Origin of the sequence: Peribacillus sp. NPDC097895, from assembly GCF_050277555.1 — a bacterium.
Lineage (GTDB): Bacteria > Bacillota > Bacilli > Bacillales > DSM-1321 > Peribacillus.
In genome coordinates, this window is record NZ_JBNNSH010000002.1 from 829,013 (window position 1) to 845,988 (window position 16,976).

13 protein-coding genes are annotated in these 16,976 nt (G+C 38.6%); 1 reads left to right on the top strand and 12 read right to left on the bottom strand.

Annotated elements, in window-relative coordinates:
- Positions 1–33: 33 nt before the first annotated feature.
- The 11 genes from ACQKMH_RS15395 to ACQKMH_RS15445 form a co-directional block, all read right to left on the bottom strand.
- A complete protein-coding gene (locus ACQKMH_RS15395; protein ID WP_427588350.1) occupies positions 34–1,845 on the bottom strand; it encodes a polysaccharide biosynthesis protein in 1,812 nt (603 codons plus the stop codon).
- Between the two features lie 24 nt (positions 1,846–1,869).
- Positions 1,870–2,601: a tyrosine-protein phosphatase gene (locus tag ACQKMH_RS15400; protein ID WP_427588351.1), complete on the bottom strand. Its 732-nt coding sequence runs from the start codon at positions 2,599–2,601 to the stop codon at positions 1,870–1,872.
- A 47-nt stretch (positions 2,602–2,648) separates the two neighbouring features.
- A complete protein-coding gene (locus tag ACQKMH_RS15405; RefSeq protein WP_427588352.1) occupies positions 2,649–3,347 on the bottom strand; it encodes a CpsD/CapB family tyrosine-protein kinase in 699 nt (232 codons plus the stop codon).
- A 36-nt stretch (positions 3,348–3,383) separates the two neighbouring features.
- On the bottom strand, positions 3,384–4,076 hold the full coding sequence (locus tag ACQKMH_RS15410; RefSeq protein ID WP_427588353.1) for a YveK family protein: 693 nt from the start codon (positions 4,074–4,076) through the stop codon (positions 3,384–3,386).
- Between the two features lie 60 nt (positions 4,077–4,136).
- Complete coding sequence (locus tag ACQKMH_RS15415) at positions 4,137–5,492, bottom strand: nucleotide sugar dehydrogenase (protein WP_427588354.1); 1,356 nt, start codon at positions 5,490–5,492, stop codon at positions 4,137–4,139.
- A gap of 278 nt (positions 5,493–5,770) precedes the next feature.
- Positions 5,771–6,055, bottom strand: coding sequence for a hypothetical protein (locus tag ACQKMH_RS15420; RefSeq protein WP_427588355.1), 285 nt, complete (start codon positions 6,053–6,055; stop codon positions 5,771–5,773).
- Between the two features lie 9 nt (positions 6,056–6,064).
- Entirely contained in the window at positions 6,065–6,589 is a 525-nt protein-coding gene (locus tag ACQKMH_RS15425; protein WP_427588356.1) for a hypothetical protein, read from the bottom strand.
- A 147-nt stretch (positions 6,590–6,736) separates the two neighbouring features.
- Positions 6,737–10,357 (bottom strand): toxin Cry1Ac domain D-VI-related protein, encoded by a 3,621-nt coding sequence (locus tag ACQKMH_RS15430; protein WP_427588357.1) that lies wholly within the window; start codon positions 10,355–10,357, stop codon positions 6,737–6,739.
- 864 nt (positions 10,358–11,221) lie between these two features.
- Positions 11,222–11,470: a hypothetical protein gene (locus ACQKMH_RS15435; RefSeq protein WP_427588358.1), complete on the bottom strand. Its 249-nt coding sequence runs from the start codon at positions 11,468–11,470 to the stop codon at positions 11,222–11,224.
- Between the two features lie 648 nt (positions 11,471–12,118).
- Positions 12,119–13,288, bottom strand: a complete 1,170-nt coding sequence (gene yhbH, locus ACQKMH_RS15440; protein WP_427588359.1) for a sporulation protein YhbH — start codon at positions 13,286–13,288, stop codon at positions 12,119–12,121.
- 529 nt (positions 13,289–13,817) lie between these two features.
- A complete protein-coding gene (locus tag ACQKMH_RS15445; protein WP_230157287.1) occupies positions 13,818–13,997 on the bottom strand; it encodes a hypothetical protein in 180 nt (59 codons plus the stop codon).
- A gap of 117 nt (positions 13,998–14,114) precedes the next feature.
- On the opposite strand from ACQKMH_RS15445, the gene ACQKMH_RS15450 reads away from it, so the two are divergent.
- Positions 14,115–14,324: a heavy-metal-associated domain-containing protein gene (locus ACQKMH_RS15450; RefSeq protein WP_427588360.1), complete on the top strand. Its 210-nt coding sequence runs from the start codon at positions 14,115–14,117 to the stop codon at positions 14,322–14,324.
- Positions 14,325–14,528: 204 nt separating this feature from the next.
- Here ACQKMH_RS15450 and ACQKMH_RS15455 read toward each other — a convergent pair whose 3' ends face one another.
- Positions 14,529–16,424, bottom strand: coding sequence for a PrkA family serine protein kinase (locus ACQKMH_RS15455; protein WP_427588361.1), 1,896 nt, complete (start codon positions 16,422–16,424; stop codon positions 14,529–14,531).
- Positions 16,425–16,976: the final 552 nt, after the last annotated feature.

Consider the following 16,976-nt stretch of genomic DNA (forward strand, 5'->3'; position numbering starts at 1 on the left):
TACCTTCTTCGCAAAACCCTCTTCAGGAAATTGTCACGAAACGGGGATTTTTTGGACATTCCTGTAATTTGCCAAATCCAACATTCTTTCTTTTAACATTTCTTCGCTAAGGACATCATATGTTGTGATAATATCTTTTATTGCATCCCAATTTACTTCTCTAGGTTTACCAATATGAATTTTCGGATAAATCTGATTGGCATAAACTTCATCTTCTCCAAGTAGTTCTTCATATAATTTTTCACCAGGCCTAATTCCTGTATAGGTTATCCCGATATCTTCAACGTTGTAACCTGACAATTGGATAAGCTTTTTGGCAAAATCGACTATCTTAACAGGCTCACCCATATCCAGTACAAAGACCTCTCCTCCTTTGGCCAAAACCCCTGCCTGAATGACCAATCTCGAAGCTTCGGGAATGGTCATGAAATAGCGAATCATGTCCGGATGAGTAACTGTCACAGGCCCGCCTTTTTTAATTTGCTTTTTAAAGAGTGGGATGACACTGCCATTACTGCCAAGAACATTCCCAAAACGAACCGTTACGAATTTTGTACAACTCGACAAACTCTTATTCTGGATCATCATCTCGGCTAAACATTTAGAGGCACCCATAATACTTGTCGGATTTACGGCTTTATCTGAAGAAATCATGACAAAAATATTCACCCTGCTAGCTTCCGATGCCTCCGCAACATTCATCGTGCCTATGATGTTATTTTTCACCGCTTCCTTAGGGTTGGACTCCATAAGTGGTACATGTTTATGAGCTGCAGCATGATAGACGATGTTTGGACGATGGTGGTTGATGACCTGAAACATTCTCCTGCGGTCCTGAATATCCGCAATTTCGGTCACAATCTCAATTGTATCTGCATAAGCTTCGAGCAACTCCAACTCAATCGTGTATATGCTGTTTTCGCCATGCCCAAGCAATACAATTTTAGCGGGATTATATTTCATGATTTGACGACAGATTTCAGATCCAATCGAACCGCCCGCACCCGTTACTAAAATAGTACTATCAACAATTTTTTCCGAAATCCCTTTATCATCCAGTTGAACGGGTGAGCGGCCCAATAAATCCTCCATTTGGATATCTTTTAATTCATTAATTGAAACCCTACCTTGAACTATCGCTTCAAGGCTAGGGACAATTTGAGTCTTTATACATGTTTTCGTGCATTCCGAGAAAATGGCATTTATCTCCTCCCTTTTCAAAGAAGGAATTGCAATGACGATATGCTCGATCTTGTATTTTTCTACCACTTGAGCGATATGTTTTGTTGCTGCTACCACTGGTATATTGAAGATTTCTAAACTTAGCTTCGTTTTATCATCATCAACAAACGCAACTGGGACTAATTTTATATTGCTGGACTTTAACAACTGGCTCGTAATCATCGTCCCAGCAGATCCAGCTCCGACGATCAACGTCCTTTTTTTATTGGGTGATTGCTTAATGTAACGATTAGAATAGACTCTCCATGCCAATCGTGAGCACCCAATCAAGACCATATAAAGGATCCATGCAAATAAAAGTTCCCTCATATATAGAAAATGGGTAAAGTACAGCTGAATGACCGTCGTAATGGCAATGGAAAAGGTCGTCGCTTTAAACACATTGAACATTTCACTGATACTGGCGTACTCCCAAGCCTTCTTATACTGTTTCAAATAAGCAGTAAAGAAATAATGACACACAAGTAAAATTAACGTACTAGTCAGGGCGAATGCTGGAATTCCATCATATGGATGTAAAAACCAATAACTTAAAAATACAGCTGTCATAACTATCATGGCATCCAGTAAGACTAATGTGAAAAGTCGGTTATAATATGTCAAATCTACTTCTCCCTATATATTATTTTAATGAAACAAGAGTTCCTTGACTCTCTTTCCGTACAGAACATTCTCGGCATTTTCTTTAAAGCCGTTCACTGCATCTTTGCCAAAACTCTTTTCAATTATTTTATTTGCTTCCCTAATTTGAAACCCTCTGTTTCCAACATTATGAGAATCTGATGCAATAAAATGAGTAAGACCTGAGTGTACTAAAAATTTCGAAAATCTTTTTGTTCTCCATCCGAATTTACCTGTGATGCTCCCTGCCGTTATTTGTGAATACGCTCCCTTCCAAATTAGTTCTTTTAGAAGTTGCGGGTTTTTTATTATTTCCAAATTCCGCTCTGGATGAGCAATGATCGGTGTCATTCTTTTCATTTGCAAATCATAGATCAATCGTTCCATATATCTTGGCACATGGTTTAAAGGAAGTTCGAGAAGGATGTACCGCGAAGCATTCAAGCCCATGATTTTATTATTATCATAATCATCTATAAGCACATCGGATATCCTGATTTCCTGCCCTGGCCATACTTTCAGCGGTATATCCATTTCATCCAGCACTTGGTTCAATTTTCTAGTTTCTTCCTCAACTTTTTCTTTATCATTTTCATATTTCCCCTTAATATAATGAGGAGTTGCAATGATGTCGGTGATTCCTTGCTCTACGGCTTTCCTCGCCATCTCTATACTTTCCTGGATATTTCCAGAACCGTCATCCATTTCCGGTAAAATATGACTATGAATATCAATCATTGTTATCCCCCCTTCAGCGCATCCATACATTCTTTCAAATTTCTTTTTTATTTACCATAGTAGTAGTATTCGTCAGGATGTTTTTGTTTTTTCTTATTTAGGATTGCTCCTAAAAGCTTTGCATTGGCATTTTCAAGTAATTCCTTCGCTTTTTTCGCTTGCTGTATTTCAGTACTTCCGCTGCTAACCACTAAAACAACTCCATCTGTCATATTCGCTAGTATTTGAGCATCTGTAACTGCATTGACAGGCGGTGTATCCAAAATAACCAAATCATAATTCATCTTGGCTTCATCCAACAATGTCACCATTCCGTTTGATCCAAGCAACTCCGATGGATTAGGAGGAACAGGTCCACTTGTCAACACATCCAAATTTGGATAAATGGAAGGTTGTACAGCAACAGATAATGGATTTTGCTTTGAGATGACATTCGTTAAACCTAGGTAGTTCTCCATGTTTAAGTTAGAATGAACACTGGGCATTCTCAAATCTGCATCAATGATGAGGATGCGTTTCCCTTGCTGTGAAAAAACTGCTGCGACATTGATCGAAGTGGTTGATTTTCCCTCACCAGCGTTGGCTGAGGTGAAAATCATGGACCTTATATCTTTTTCCACAGCGGAAAACTGAAGATTCGTTCGAATCGTCCTATATTGCTCCACAACTGGAGATTTTGATTTCAACATAGAGATACTGCTTCTTTTTTTAATCTCTGTCATTTTATGCCGGTCATTGCGTGTCAATCTTTTTCACCTCTTGAGGTTGTGATTACAAATCTATTATTTCCGCTTTTTTTTATTATCCATAAAATTAACGATGCCAAGCATCGGCATATTTAGATGTTCTTCAATATCCGACTCAACCTTGATTGTATTGTCAAAAAATTCAAGCAAGAATATTAGAACTATACTTATAATCACCCCTGCAAAGCATGCTTGAATCATATTCATGATTGGATTCGGTTTTATAGGTGAGGAATTATCGCCTATAGTTGCTTTTGATAAGACATTGACATTGTTCACATTCATAAGCGCTTTTATTTCCTCTTGGAATATGTCCGTTATTGCACTGGCGACATCTACAGCGAGTTTTGGATCCGAACTTTCAACTTTAATGGTAAATATTTGTGAATTCCCTTTACTGACGATATTGATTTGTTCCGATAATGCTGAATTTGTTAGATCAAGATTCAGTCGATCTTTTACTTTTTCTAACAACATTGGACTTTTTATGATCTCACCGTACGTTTCAATCAATTGAATATTGGTTTGAATCTCACCTACATTGTAAAGTTCTTTACTTTCCTTGGATTGATTGACTAAGATTTGTGTAGAAGCTTGGTAAACAGGTGAAAGAATAAAAAAGCTAACGATTCCTGTTATTGCCGTTATCAGGCTTGTGATGATAAAAATGAGTGCTATGCGTTTTTTTACCATTTGGAAAAGATCTTTTATACTGAGTGTCTCCCTCATTCAATCAACTCCAATCCATTCTTTAAATCACTTTGGCTTGTACCTTTCTAGTCTTGGTGCCTATAATTTTGCAATCTTATCAGATTGCAGACCACTTTCCTCCAACACATTTTTGGAATCGAATATTAATGAAGCATGATCATGGACGCTTTTCCAGTCAAAACATGTGTGTGGTGTTCCAATGACAACTAAATCGGCATTCTGAAGAATGGCAACATCGTATTCTGCCACCGGTTGAATTTGTTCATTGATCCGGATTTCTTTTGCATAAGGTTCTATGACGGTCAGCTTTTGGACCTTGCCTTGTAACCGTTCAAGTAAACGAACGACCGGACTTTCCCTTAAATCACCAATATTACTTTTATAAGTTGCCCCTAATACCACAACATGTGAATGTTGCATGAGCTTGTCCTTGGATGCAAGCAATTCGAGAATTCGCATATAGGAATAGTGAACCATCCCGTCGTTAATATCCCCTGCCAGTTCAATCATTTTTGTTCGATGACCAAGTTCTTTTGCTTTATAAAGCAAATAGTATGGATCGACCGGTATGCAGTGCCCCCCGACACCAATACCTGGGGTGAATTTCATGAACCCGTATGGTTTCGAAGAAGCTGCATCGATCGTTTCCCATATATCAATTTCCAATTCTTTGCATAGAACTGTCATTTCATTGACCAAAGCCATGTTAATCCATCGGAATGTGTTTTCAAAGATTTTGCTTAATTCAGCAACACGGATCCCATTAACACGCTGGGCAGTCTTTCCGATAAACATGCAAGCTAGATCTGTACAGGTTTCCGTAATACCCCCGACAACCTTGGGTGTGTTGCTTAAGTTGAATTTTTTATTTCCTGGATCTATTCTTTCCGGAGAATAAGCCACAAAAAGGTTCTCCCCCATCACATATCCTCTTTCTGTTAATGGTGTACAGATATACTCTTCTGTCGTTCCTGGATATGTTGTACTTTCTAAAATAACCATTGTACCTTCCTTCACATGTTCAGCCACAATTTCTCCTACATCCTTCACGTACGAGATATCAGGTTCTTTCAACTTATTAACAGGGGTAGGAACACAAATCAAAAGGACATCCATCTCTCCAATCTGCTTCATATCCGTTGTCGCTGTAAATCGGTTTTGGTTAATAAATTGTGTAAGCTCGTCATTATCTACATCATTGATATAATTGATTCCGTTATTTAAACTTTGAACCTTTGTCTCGGAAACGTCGAATCCGGTCACTTTATACCCTTTACATGCATAATGACAAGCTGTTGGGAGACCCACATATCCCAATCCAATCACTCCAACTTTAGCCGTTTTATTCATTATTTGTTTCCGCAAAGCAGATTGTAGCGAGTATCGAGCCTTATCTATTTGCTCGTACCATTCTTGAGTTACCGCTGTTATCATGGTCACAACTCCTCCATTTCACTTATAAAACATAACGAGTATCTAAAAACTAACAGGCCTGATGAATATTCACCACAAATCGACTTGCAAACTTATCATTCTATAGATTCGAGTCAGCTAAACCGACCAGACACGCCATTTAGAATATTATGGTTGGTATACAGACTAGAAGTTCGCTTGTAAGTTTCCTTTTAATTTTTTTTCGTTAGCATTAATAAACTATCATAATTTTATTTGATGCTCATTCCAGATTTCGAATGAACCGTTCTGCTTTTGATTCATCTACCCAGCAAAACCTGAATATCCACGTTTTTCGGCTTGATATTCAAACCTATGAAAGCGGAGCGTTTATACTTTAAGATTACGAGTACAAGCATATCCGCATAATAGATAAGAACTTTATCAGTCACACTTCTATATTTCATTGACTCGCCAGCAAACAGATCACAGACTCTTTTTATACTCCATTTTTCTTTTCCATTATGGAAATACAAATCCCCCGATTGATTGGCTTTTTCACGGTGCCAGGTTTCGGGGGAATTCAAACTTAGCCAAACTATCAAGAATACATACTACTTCTTCTCAGTAGCTTCAGCTGTCATGTCTGTCACTTTGTTAATTGTCCATTCTTGCTTTTCCTTCGTGTCAGTATTTTCATACTGCACCTTGAACGGGCCTTTTCCTTCTATCACATAGTAGCCATTTCCTTTTACACTTTTTCCGGGTGCAAGTTTTGTCCCTAAATTATCTCCAGGATAGATGCTTAGTTTCTTATTCTCTTGATTCCATACCGACATTTCAAAAGCGTCAACATGCCGCTCTTCTGCCGTTTTATTCGTTGCCTTCAGCTGTAACTGTAAAACCTTTTTCCCTTTTTTTTCTGGATGTTCAAGCTGCATAGCTTTTTCAATCTGTATACCTACCCCAGATACGTCTTTCTCTTGTCCTTCATCCTTAGCGGATGAATCTTTTTGTTTTTGTATCACTTTCGGTCCATCTTTTTGTTCATCCTTTTCTGCTGACGTACAGCCTGTCAAAAATAGGCTTAAAGCCAATATACTGATGGAGATACTTCTGAATCTTCTCGTTATGAACATAAATGTCACCCCTTTAAAATTCTCAAACTTCTTTTAAAGAGAGATTCTTGTTTTCCTATATATATATCTCACTCTATTTGACAATCAAATATGCAAGAAGGACCTACATCCTAATGGAAAGGCCTTCTTACATATTTATCACATTGATTAACGGACAATCGTTTTGGCTATGTCCCCTCCTACTACATTAGGGCCATAATCCACTTCAATGACGTCACCTGCTTTGAGCCTTCTCTGCACACCATCCTCAGTGATAAACCGGCTGTAAATTTGGTAACTTCCATCAGGATTAATCACCCCGGATCCACTCTGAACAGTACTCACTGTTCTCAATGGATTGCCATTCACTGTCAAACGAAGGAGCTGAGTTCCTTCAGGTGCTTTACCCGTAACATAATCTGCATTAGGAGCCACTGAATTCACCTGTAGTTTCTCTATTTCCTTAAGTACCGTAGTATGGGCTTGTAAGTTCGATGGAGTCCGAATACCGTAGTCAACCGTTATGACATCGCCTGGTTGTAAGGTTTTATTATTTCCATTCTCGTCCACTCCAACATACTTGCTATAAATACTGAATGATCCATCTTCATTGACAGGTGCTGTACGAAGAGGTACGCCATTTACCAATAAGCGAACAATCGTTGCCCCTTCAGGAGCCGTACCTGTTATCGCCTCGGCATTTTGGTACACAGTATTAAGCTTGACAGGTTCACTCGGCATAAACTGAGTTACTGTGACAGTTGATCGCTCACTTACATTCCCGGCCGCGTCTGTAAGGGTGACAGTAATAACCGTATTGACTGATTGATTTGGAATATCAACCTTGAATCTCCCGTCTGGACCTACAACCCCTGTATACGTTTTGCCATTAATGGTGACAGTCACTTTTGCATCTGGTTCTCCAGTTCCCGTTACCTCTTTGCTTGCTGTTGTAACGGTACTTAATCTAGGTGCAGCCGGAGGCGTTACATCCTTATTCAGTAATTCTTCGGCTTTGTCCACTAAATCTTGTAAACGATCTTTTTCCGGACCTGCTGGCAATTTGTTGACCGCATCCTGGGCTTCATCAACTGCCGCTTGATCCGTCGTGTCTTTCAATCTGTCAAACTTATTATCCGTGAACAGATCTTCCACTTTCTTCTTTGCATCTGCTAGATCTTTATCCGCTTGTTCTTTTTTCTTCAATAAATCCTTCGCATTGTCCACTAAATCTTGTAAACGATCTTTTTCCGGACCTGCTGGCAATTTATTGACGGCGTCTTGCGCTTCGTCAATCGCTGCTTGATTCGTCGTGTCCTTCAATCTGTCAAACTTATCATTCGTGAACAGATCTTCCACTTTCTTCTTTGCATCTGCTAGATCTTTATCCGCTTGTTCTTTTTTCTTCAATAAATCTTTCGCATTGTCCACTAAATCTTGTAAACGATCTTTTTCCGGACCTGCTGGCAATTTATTGACGGCGTCTTGCGCTTCGTCAATCGCTGCTTGATTCGTCGTGTCTTTCAATCTGTCAAACTTATTATCCGTGAACAGATTTTCCACTTTCTTCTTCGCATCTACTAGATCTTTATCCGCTTGTTCTTTTTTCTTCAATAAATCTTTCGCATTGTCCACTAAATCTTGTAAACGGTCTTTTTCCGGACCTGCTGGCAATTTGTTGACCGCATCCTGCGCTTCGTCAATCGCTGCTTGATTCGTCGTGTCTTTCAATGTGTCAAACTTATTATCCGTGAACAGATCTTCCACTTTCTTCTTCGCATCGTTCAGGTCTTTTTCAGCTTGTTCTTTTTTCTTCAATAAATCCTTCGCATTGTCCACTAAATCTTGTAGACGGTCTTTTTCCGGACCTGCTGGCAATTTGTTGACCGCATCCTGCGCTTCGTCAATCGCTGCTTGATTCGTCGTGTCCTTCAATGTGTCAAACTTATCATTCGTGAACAGATCTTCCACTTTCTTCTTTGCATCGTTCAGGTCGTTTTCCGCTTGTTCTTTTTTCTTCAATAAATCTTTCGCATTGTCCACTAAATCTTGTAGACGGTCTTTTTCCGGACCTGCTGGCAATTTGTTGACCGCATCCTGGGCTTCATCAACTGCTGCTTGATCCGTCGTGTCTTTCAATGTGTCAAACTTATTATCCGTGAACAGTTCTTCCACTTTCTTCTTTGCATCTGCTAGATCTTTATCCGCTTGTTCTTTTTTCTTCAATAAATCTTTCGCATTGTCCACTAAATCTTGTAAACGATCTTTTTCCGGACCTGCTGGCAATTTGTTGACGGCGTCTTGCGCTTCGTCAATCGCTGCTTGATTCGTCGTGTCTTTCAATGTGTCAAACTTATTATCCGTGAACAGATCTTCCACTTTCTTCTTTGCATCTGCTAGGTCCTTTTCTGCTTGGCCGTCTTCACTTTTTCCTATTTCAATCTTTTTTGTTTTACCAAATTCAATATTAAATCGAATTGGTTGGTTCAGTGATCCATCTATTGTTTGGGCTACGTCATAGCGATAAAAAGCATTCCAAGTGAAATTCCCACCGTCTTTGCTCACATACTTGTTGGTAGGTGTTTGTGCCGCATCCTTCCAAAGCTTCACTACACCGGTATCCATGCTCATCGTAAGGGAGGTACTTAAATTATTAATCGCTTGCTTTTTAATGGAAGACAATATAACATTCTCTGGATTTTTAAAATCAATGTTTGATACTTTATTTTCCACTTCCAAAGCATGACCATCTTCTGTAGTTATCTGAAGTTTTGCTTGACTATTGATGTTGGCTGGTCCATATAGTGAGACCATTGGGTATGAATCCGTACCCGTTCTATTCATTTGTACATCTGCATTCGAATCCACGTTGAATGACTTAAACTTTCCAGTTTTAGTGATTCCTTTTTTTCCATCTACTTTTACCTTTGCATTACTTCCAACGGAAAAATCTATATCACCACCCGTTGCATAAAATATTCCATCCCCACTTTGTAATGTGTTAATCTCTACATTCGCATTTGGCGCTATCTTAAATTGAGGTTCTTTCGTATCCGACCGAATAAGGGCATGTCCATTATTATGGCTAATCTTAGTTTCACCATCAATTTCCACACTTCCAGTTTCCGCCAGCTCTTGAGCAGGTGATGAGCCTGGCATTGTATTATCATTAATAAAAATGTCGTTAATTCCTTTGAATATCACGTTCCCATTACGATTCCAGATTAATTGTGGTCCGCTATAATTTACATTTTCGAATATTTGCTCTACATTTTTAGATACATCATGTATTGTAATGAGCCCATAATAATTCTTACCTTTAATATTCACGTTCTTTACAGTGATACTTTTTATTAGATTTCCATTGGCATACATACCACCTGATGATCCATTCGCTCCTGTTTCCGATATTGTATGGTTATTTCCTTCAATCACGATTTCTGATTTTGCAGGATGAATTTTAATCGCGCCGCTTATGTCAATGTTTTGCCCCAGCTGAACCGTTGTAATTCCGTTATCCGCCTCTAAAGCAATCTTCAACGCTTGAAAATTATTGACGACCGTCGCGTTAGCCATCATTGCTGTAGCTGCTTTACTTGGCGATTGGTTTTCCTTTGTTTGTGCATGCACTCCTTGATTCTTCATCTCAGACTCTTGTGCATTCGTAACATCTTTATCTGGTTTGGATAATTCTTCCGCAAATCCTGCACTTGGCATCAATAGAGAACTTGCTAATAGAAATGATGTCGTCATAACGTTAATGGGTTTTAACACTTTACTATTCTTCATATGAAACGTTCCTCCTATAAATAAATTTCATTACAAGGTTTATGGTACTATTTTTCGACAAGCGCCTCGTTCCAATATTGATTCATTAAAAATCATTTTAGAATCGAATTAGGGCATAAACGGTCCATTTTAATGTTGTTATATTCAATTAAGGTGATGCATACTAACCGGAATATGTACATCCCCATAATCATGAATTTATTAAAAAAAGCTCTTCCTAAAAAAATTCAAAGTTTCTTTTAGTGGTTACAATCATTATGGTTATACGACTTTAAACGTGATAAGAGAAACATTAGTTCCTTCTTCTCCTATAATTTCCGTCGGTTGTTCCACTTTCTTTGAAGACTTTATGTACTTTAAAATTTAAAAGGATTCATCTTACTTGGTGATTTTTCCGATTTCCAAATGAGTTTCTTCTACTTGTAGCGCCTATTCATAACGATCCGTCGCCATTTTTCGCACGTTGTATGATTGATGATTTACAATCTAGCTTTAACATGACCGCCCGCGAACTCAATCATTAACATTTTTTCATGGATTGTTGATTTGACCATAGGAGTACACTTTCTGGGAGGATGCGTATAAGGGGATTTTAGCCATAAGTTACTGAAGAAAAAATTACGGCCACACAATAGATTATGGTTGAAGGAACAGTTCATCATTGATTCGTTTCTTCATGGTAACAATAAAACGGCTACATGATCCTTCTGGAATACGTTCATAAAGGAGATAAGGATGTGAAAAATGGGGGGCTCTTGATTCTTATGGAAGTAGATGTTTCTTATTTGAATACACGCAGTGCAATTGATAATCGTTAAGTGTCATAATCCACATAAAACAGTCTTCGGAGTTCCTCATAAAAAATTATGGAGTGTTTTTAACCTCCATTTTATTTCGTGTACAGTTTGAGCCTATAAAGCCTTTTCCATCACCTTTTTCTTTACCAGTTATTAAAATGAGTGTAATTTTCAGCGTATTTATTTCTTGTTCATTCAATAAAAGATACATTAAAAAGAATACTAAAAAGGCTTGAATAAAATAGATTCTATATTTTAATAGGGAGGACCACATTTGTGAAACCCTAATTAAAAAAAAGTTAACATGCTTTGACATAGTTTTTCTCCTTTATATGATATTTAAATAAACCCAGATTTATATTCTGACACCATTGTATACAAATTGGTGGTTGACGATATTTCAAAAAGGAAAAACCTTTGTTCAGAAAAGAATTATCGTTCATTTTTCAATAATGGATTTGATTTTTGAGATGGTTTAGAAAATGTTGAGCCATTCAGAGTTGGAATCGACAGCTTCTGGGGAACCTAATATTCCATGTACATGGACTCTTTGCGCCTGAAAGGAATAAAAGATTATTCACAAAAACGGATCACGAGAAAAAGCCTGTCCCCTATAGAAAAAGGGAACAGGCAACTTAGGTGTTTTATCCAAATCTCAATGTCTCGGATTAGTTCAGAAGTGAGGAGTTTACTTACATTGAGCTTCGTCAAAAACAATGGGGTGTGGGGGAAGTGTTACCGCACTTCTATTCCATTTTATTATATTTACAAAATCATATCGTTTCAAAAATGAAATGAGATTTATCATTTTTTAAATTTCAAATAAATTCTTTTTGTTTTTGAAATAACTTCCCTTATGGAAGTCATATACCATATAACACTTGAGTTGATGAGCCAGAAATAAAAAAAGATTGTAGAGAGAAATATACTTTCTCTACAATCCCGAAGAAGCTACCTTGTTTCATTATGCATACTTCTTACTTTCCTCGTCTTTAAAAAAGCTTTTCATCGCGTGGAAAACGTCAGCCTTTTGCTTAAGGATATAATACCTGAATTTTTCATTATCGATATTCTTATAGGCTGTCATCAGTGTCGAATGACGGTTGTATTGATTGACTTCCCCGTACCCGAACATATTGGAAACCTTCATGAGTTCTTCTACAAGCTTTACGCAACGGACATTATCTGATGTTAGATTATCACCATCGGAAAAGTGAAACGGATAGATGTTAAACTTCACCGGGTCATATTTATGATCTATAAGTTCTAATGCTTTTCGATATACAGACGAACAAATCGTACCGCCGCTTTCCCCTTTTGAAAAGAAATCCTCTTCAGGAACCACTTTCGCTTCTGTATGATGGGCGATGAACTCGATTTCAACTGTTTCATATTTTGTCCGCAAGAAACGGTTCATCCAAAAGAAAAAGCTTCGAGCCATATATTTTTCCCATAGCCCCATACTTCCAGAAGTATCCATCATTGCCAGAACAACGGCTTTGGAATCAGGTTTCTGGATCTCATTCCACGTTTTGAATTTAAAATCTTCCTTATAAATCGGATGGAAACCAGGGTCACCACTTAAAGCGTTTCGTTTGAAGGCCGATATCATCGTTTTCTTTTTATCGATATTTCCCATTAAGCCTGTCTTGCGAATATCGTTGAATTCAATTTGTTCGAGCGTGTGCTCCGCCTGTTCTTTCTTCTGGAGATTAGGCAGTTCCAATTGGCTGAACAGCGCTTCTTCCAACTCCATCATCGACACTTCGGCTTCATAGTAATCTTCACCCGCCTTGTCACCCGCTCCTTGGCCTTTACCTGCTCCGGCATCGGATGGTGAGCCGTCCCTTGCCACCACATCCCCTACTTTACTATCTCCATCTCCTTGACCAACATGTTTGTTTTTATCATAATTATAACGAATTTTGTATTCATCCAAGGAGCGAATGGGAATCTTGATGACATCCCGGCCATTTGACATTACAATGCTTTCTTCTGAAATTAAATCAGGTAAATTGTTCTTTATCGCTTCCTGCACCTTTTCCTGATGACGTTGTTGATCATCATAGCCTTTCCGATGGAGGGACCAATTTTCCTGTGAGATAACATATTGTTGATTATTCTCTTCCGACATTCTCTTCCCCCCTTAAAAATGTTTGCACGCTTTTCATCATTCCTTCATATAATAAATTAGTGTGAGAAAACCCACAGCACTCGGTTTTCTTTTTAAAAAATACAGCCTTGAAAAAACATACTAAAAGAAATGTATTACTCTATCATATGCAGCGATACAGGATAATTTACAACAAAATTCAATAATGGATGTTTGCCTACGAACTAGACAAGCCAATACATGGCCTTCAGGTTTTTTAAAGATTTCCCCCTAAAGAAACTACAAAATATGGAATTCCCAAGAAAACGAACAGACATGATAAACAGGTCTGTTCGTTTTTCAGCAGGATTCATTTGCTGTTTATGTACAAAGCAGCAAAGATCAATCGAATGCATGTACATAATAAGCTGAATGATCGATACCTCCTTCTTAAATTTTAGGCAGTCCCCCTAAAGCTATAAAACTAAATTCATACATAACAAAAGGGTGCTCCAGTAATTTTCTGGACACCCTTTTCACACAGATAGAATGATTCTTGTTGTGATATTCGTCAATCTTTATCTTCCTCTACTTCATGCTGAACCGTACCTGGGCGTTTATCCCACTCTTTCAATTCTTCATTCGTCCTTTGATTTTCCATCTGTTTCCCAAGTTCTTTCATTTCTTCATAATCCTTAGCCATGGAACTATTTTCAGGGACATGATCTTTTTTCAATTCTTCTTTACTCATTTTCCATCACCTCTATTTATTGATACCCAATTTTTCCATATTCAAAACGTAACATATCTGCTGGGAGGATGGGGTATAGATAAGACAGATGAGCAAATATAAGGAGGTGTAAGGTTAATGCAAACAACTACATTCTATGTAAAGGAAGCAACGTCTGAAGGCCCGATTATAAATCTAGAGTCCATACTATTGAAAACAGAAGGTGTGGAGCGTGCGATCATCGATGTTGATGACGGGGAAATTAAAATCGATCATAGCGAAGACATGCTTTCACCAGACCAACTAATCACAATAATTGAACAGTATGGCTTGAATGTAACAAAATGAATGCATCCATGGCAAGCTATAGAAAATACCGGGCTCCCCTCGATTCAGAAGGGGCCGGTATTTTTTGATTTACATATTCCTTGAGCCTGTCAATTCCTCCTTTAACATCTCCTGCTTGTCCATTTCCTTTTCTAATCCACATTTCAAGTCCGTTATAAAATATAAACCCCTACCCGATTGGGGGTAGGGGCAAGAAAGTATGGATTACCGATTTAACAAGCTGCCCACATAGCGCAGCAAATCATTGGCTGAAGTGGAGTTATAACCGTGCTCATCGATAAGTCTCGTGATGACCTCGTTCACTTTCTTCAGTTGCCTTTCGTCTGGTGTTTTCGTTGAAGTAGTGATCTTAACAACATCTTTCAGATCCGCGAATAGCTTTTTCTGGATCGCTTCTCTTAAACGGTCATGTGAATTATAATCGAATCGCTTCCCTTTACGCGCATATGCAGAAATACGGATCAATATCTCTTCGCGGAATGCTTTTTTTGCGTTTTCAGAAATTCCAATCTGCTCTTCAATCGAGCGCATCAATTTTTCATCCGGATTAATTTCTTCCCCGGTCAACGGATCGCGCAGCCTTGATTTATTGCAGTATGCCTCGACATTGTCCAAGTAATTATCCATGAGGATTTTCGCCGACTCTTCATATGAGTAGACAAATGCCTTTTGCACCTCATTTTTCGCAATGGCATCATATTCTTTACGTGCCAGTGAAATGAAATTCAAATACCGCTCCCGAAGTTCGTTCGTAATGGACGGATGCTGATCTAAACCAGCTTTTAATGACATAAGTACATCCAATGCGTTGATGGACGGATTTTCCTTACGAATGATCGTAGAGGAAATTCGGTTAATCACGTAACGTGGATCGATTCCGCTCATGCCTTCGTCCTGATATTCTTTTTTCAATTCATTGATGTCTGCGGAATTAAAGCCTTCCACATTTTCCCCATCATACAGCCTCATTTTTTTCACTAAATCGATATCGCCCTTTTTGGGGTCCTTCAGGCGGGTCATGATGCTGAAGATTGCCGCCACCCTTAATGTATGCGGTGCAATGTGAACATCTGAAACATCACTTTCATGAATCATTTTTTCATAAATTTTTTCTTCCTCGGTAACCTTCAAATTATATGGAATCGGCATGACAATGATCCGGGAATGCAGTGCCTCATTTTTCTTGTTGGAAATGAACGCTTTATACTCTGTTTCATTCGTATGCGCCACGATGAGCTCATCTGCACTGATCAATGCAAAACGACCGGCCTTAAAATTCCCTTCTTGTGTCAATGAAAGCAAATGCCATAAAAACTTCTCGTCACATTTCAGCATCTCCTGGAATTCCATCATCCCACGGTTCGCTTTGTTCAGCTCGCCATCAAAGCGATAAGCACGCGGATCAGATTCAGAGCCATATTCGGCTATGGTCGAAAAATCGATTGAACCCGTCAAATCAGCAATATCCTGTGACTTAGGGTCAGAAGGACTGAATGTTCCAATTCCAACACGCTTATCCTCTGAAAGGAAAATACGCTCGACCATTACATCTTCAATTCTGCTTCCATATTCCTGTTCCAATCTCATGACATTCAGCGGCGATAGGTTTCCTTCAACCCGGATGCCATATTCCTCATAAAAATCACCCCGTAAATTTTGCGGAATGAGATGCAGTGGATCTTCATGCATCGGGCATCCTTTTATTGCATAAATGGCACCTGTGTCTTTTAACGAATAATTCTCAAGTCCACGCTTCAGTAAAGAAACGAGTGTAGACTTCCCACCTGAGACCGGACCCATAAGAAGCAATATCCGCTTACGGACATCCAGCCGCTTAGCCGCCGGATGGAAATATTCCTCGATGAGCCTTTCCAGTGAATCTTCGAGGCCAAACAACTGACCGCTGAAAAAATTGTATTTCTTTGATCCATTTACTTCCTCTATCCCTGCATCTCTGATCATGTTGTATACACGTGAATGAGCAGATTGAGCAACTAATGGTGTTTCTTTCAATATGTCTAAGTACTCTGCGAAGGTGCCTTCCCACTTCAGCTTCTGTTCATCTTCTCTAAATTTTTCGATTTTCTTTAAAATATCCATTTAAGGAACCTCCCCCTGTCACTTTCAGAGAATACTTAAATCTATGCTCCAAGTCTGACAAACATGTCAGACTTTAAAAATCCCTACCACTTTCCTTGTATTGAAAAGGGATAAACCCTAAGAACAGTCGATGACAAAAATGGCCTACATTAAAAATTGTGTGCACTCCTGCTAAAAATTAGGGTATACTAAGCCTATACTTAAGTGGGACAATATGGGTAAAGGGAGGTCACAACATGGGCACAGTTATTATCGTTGCAGTTGCTATTACATTTTTAGCCGCTATCTTCACTGCTGGGTATGACGATAAACCAGGTGTGAAATAACTTTCTTAAATTCCAAAAAGGGGCAGCAAATTAAATTTTGCTGTCCCCTTTTTTGCCCCCATTATCAATATAAATGGAAAGAAGCACTTTCGAAGTCATCTTTAATGAATGAGTATGGCAAGAAATGTCCATACTCTCGGACCCAAAAATATCAATGGCCTATTAGAAACGAACGCAACAATGGGAAATGAAGATTAGATTTAGCTTAATCATGCTTCTTGGAGCA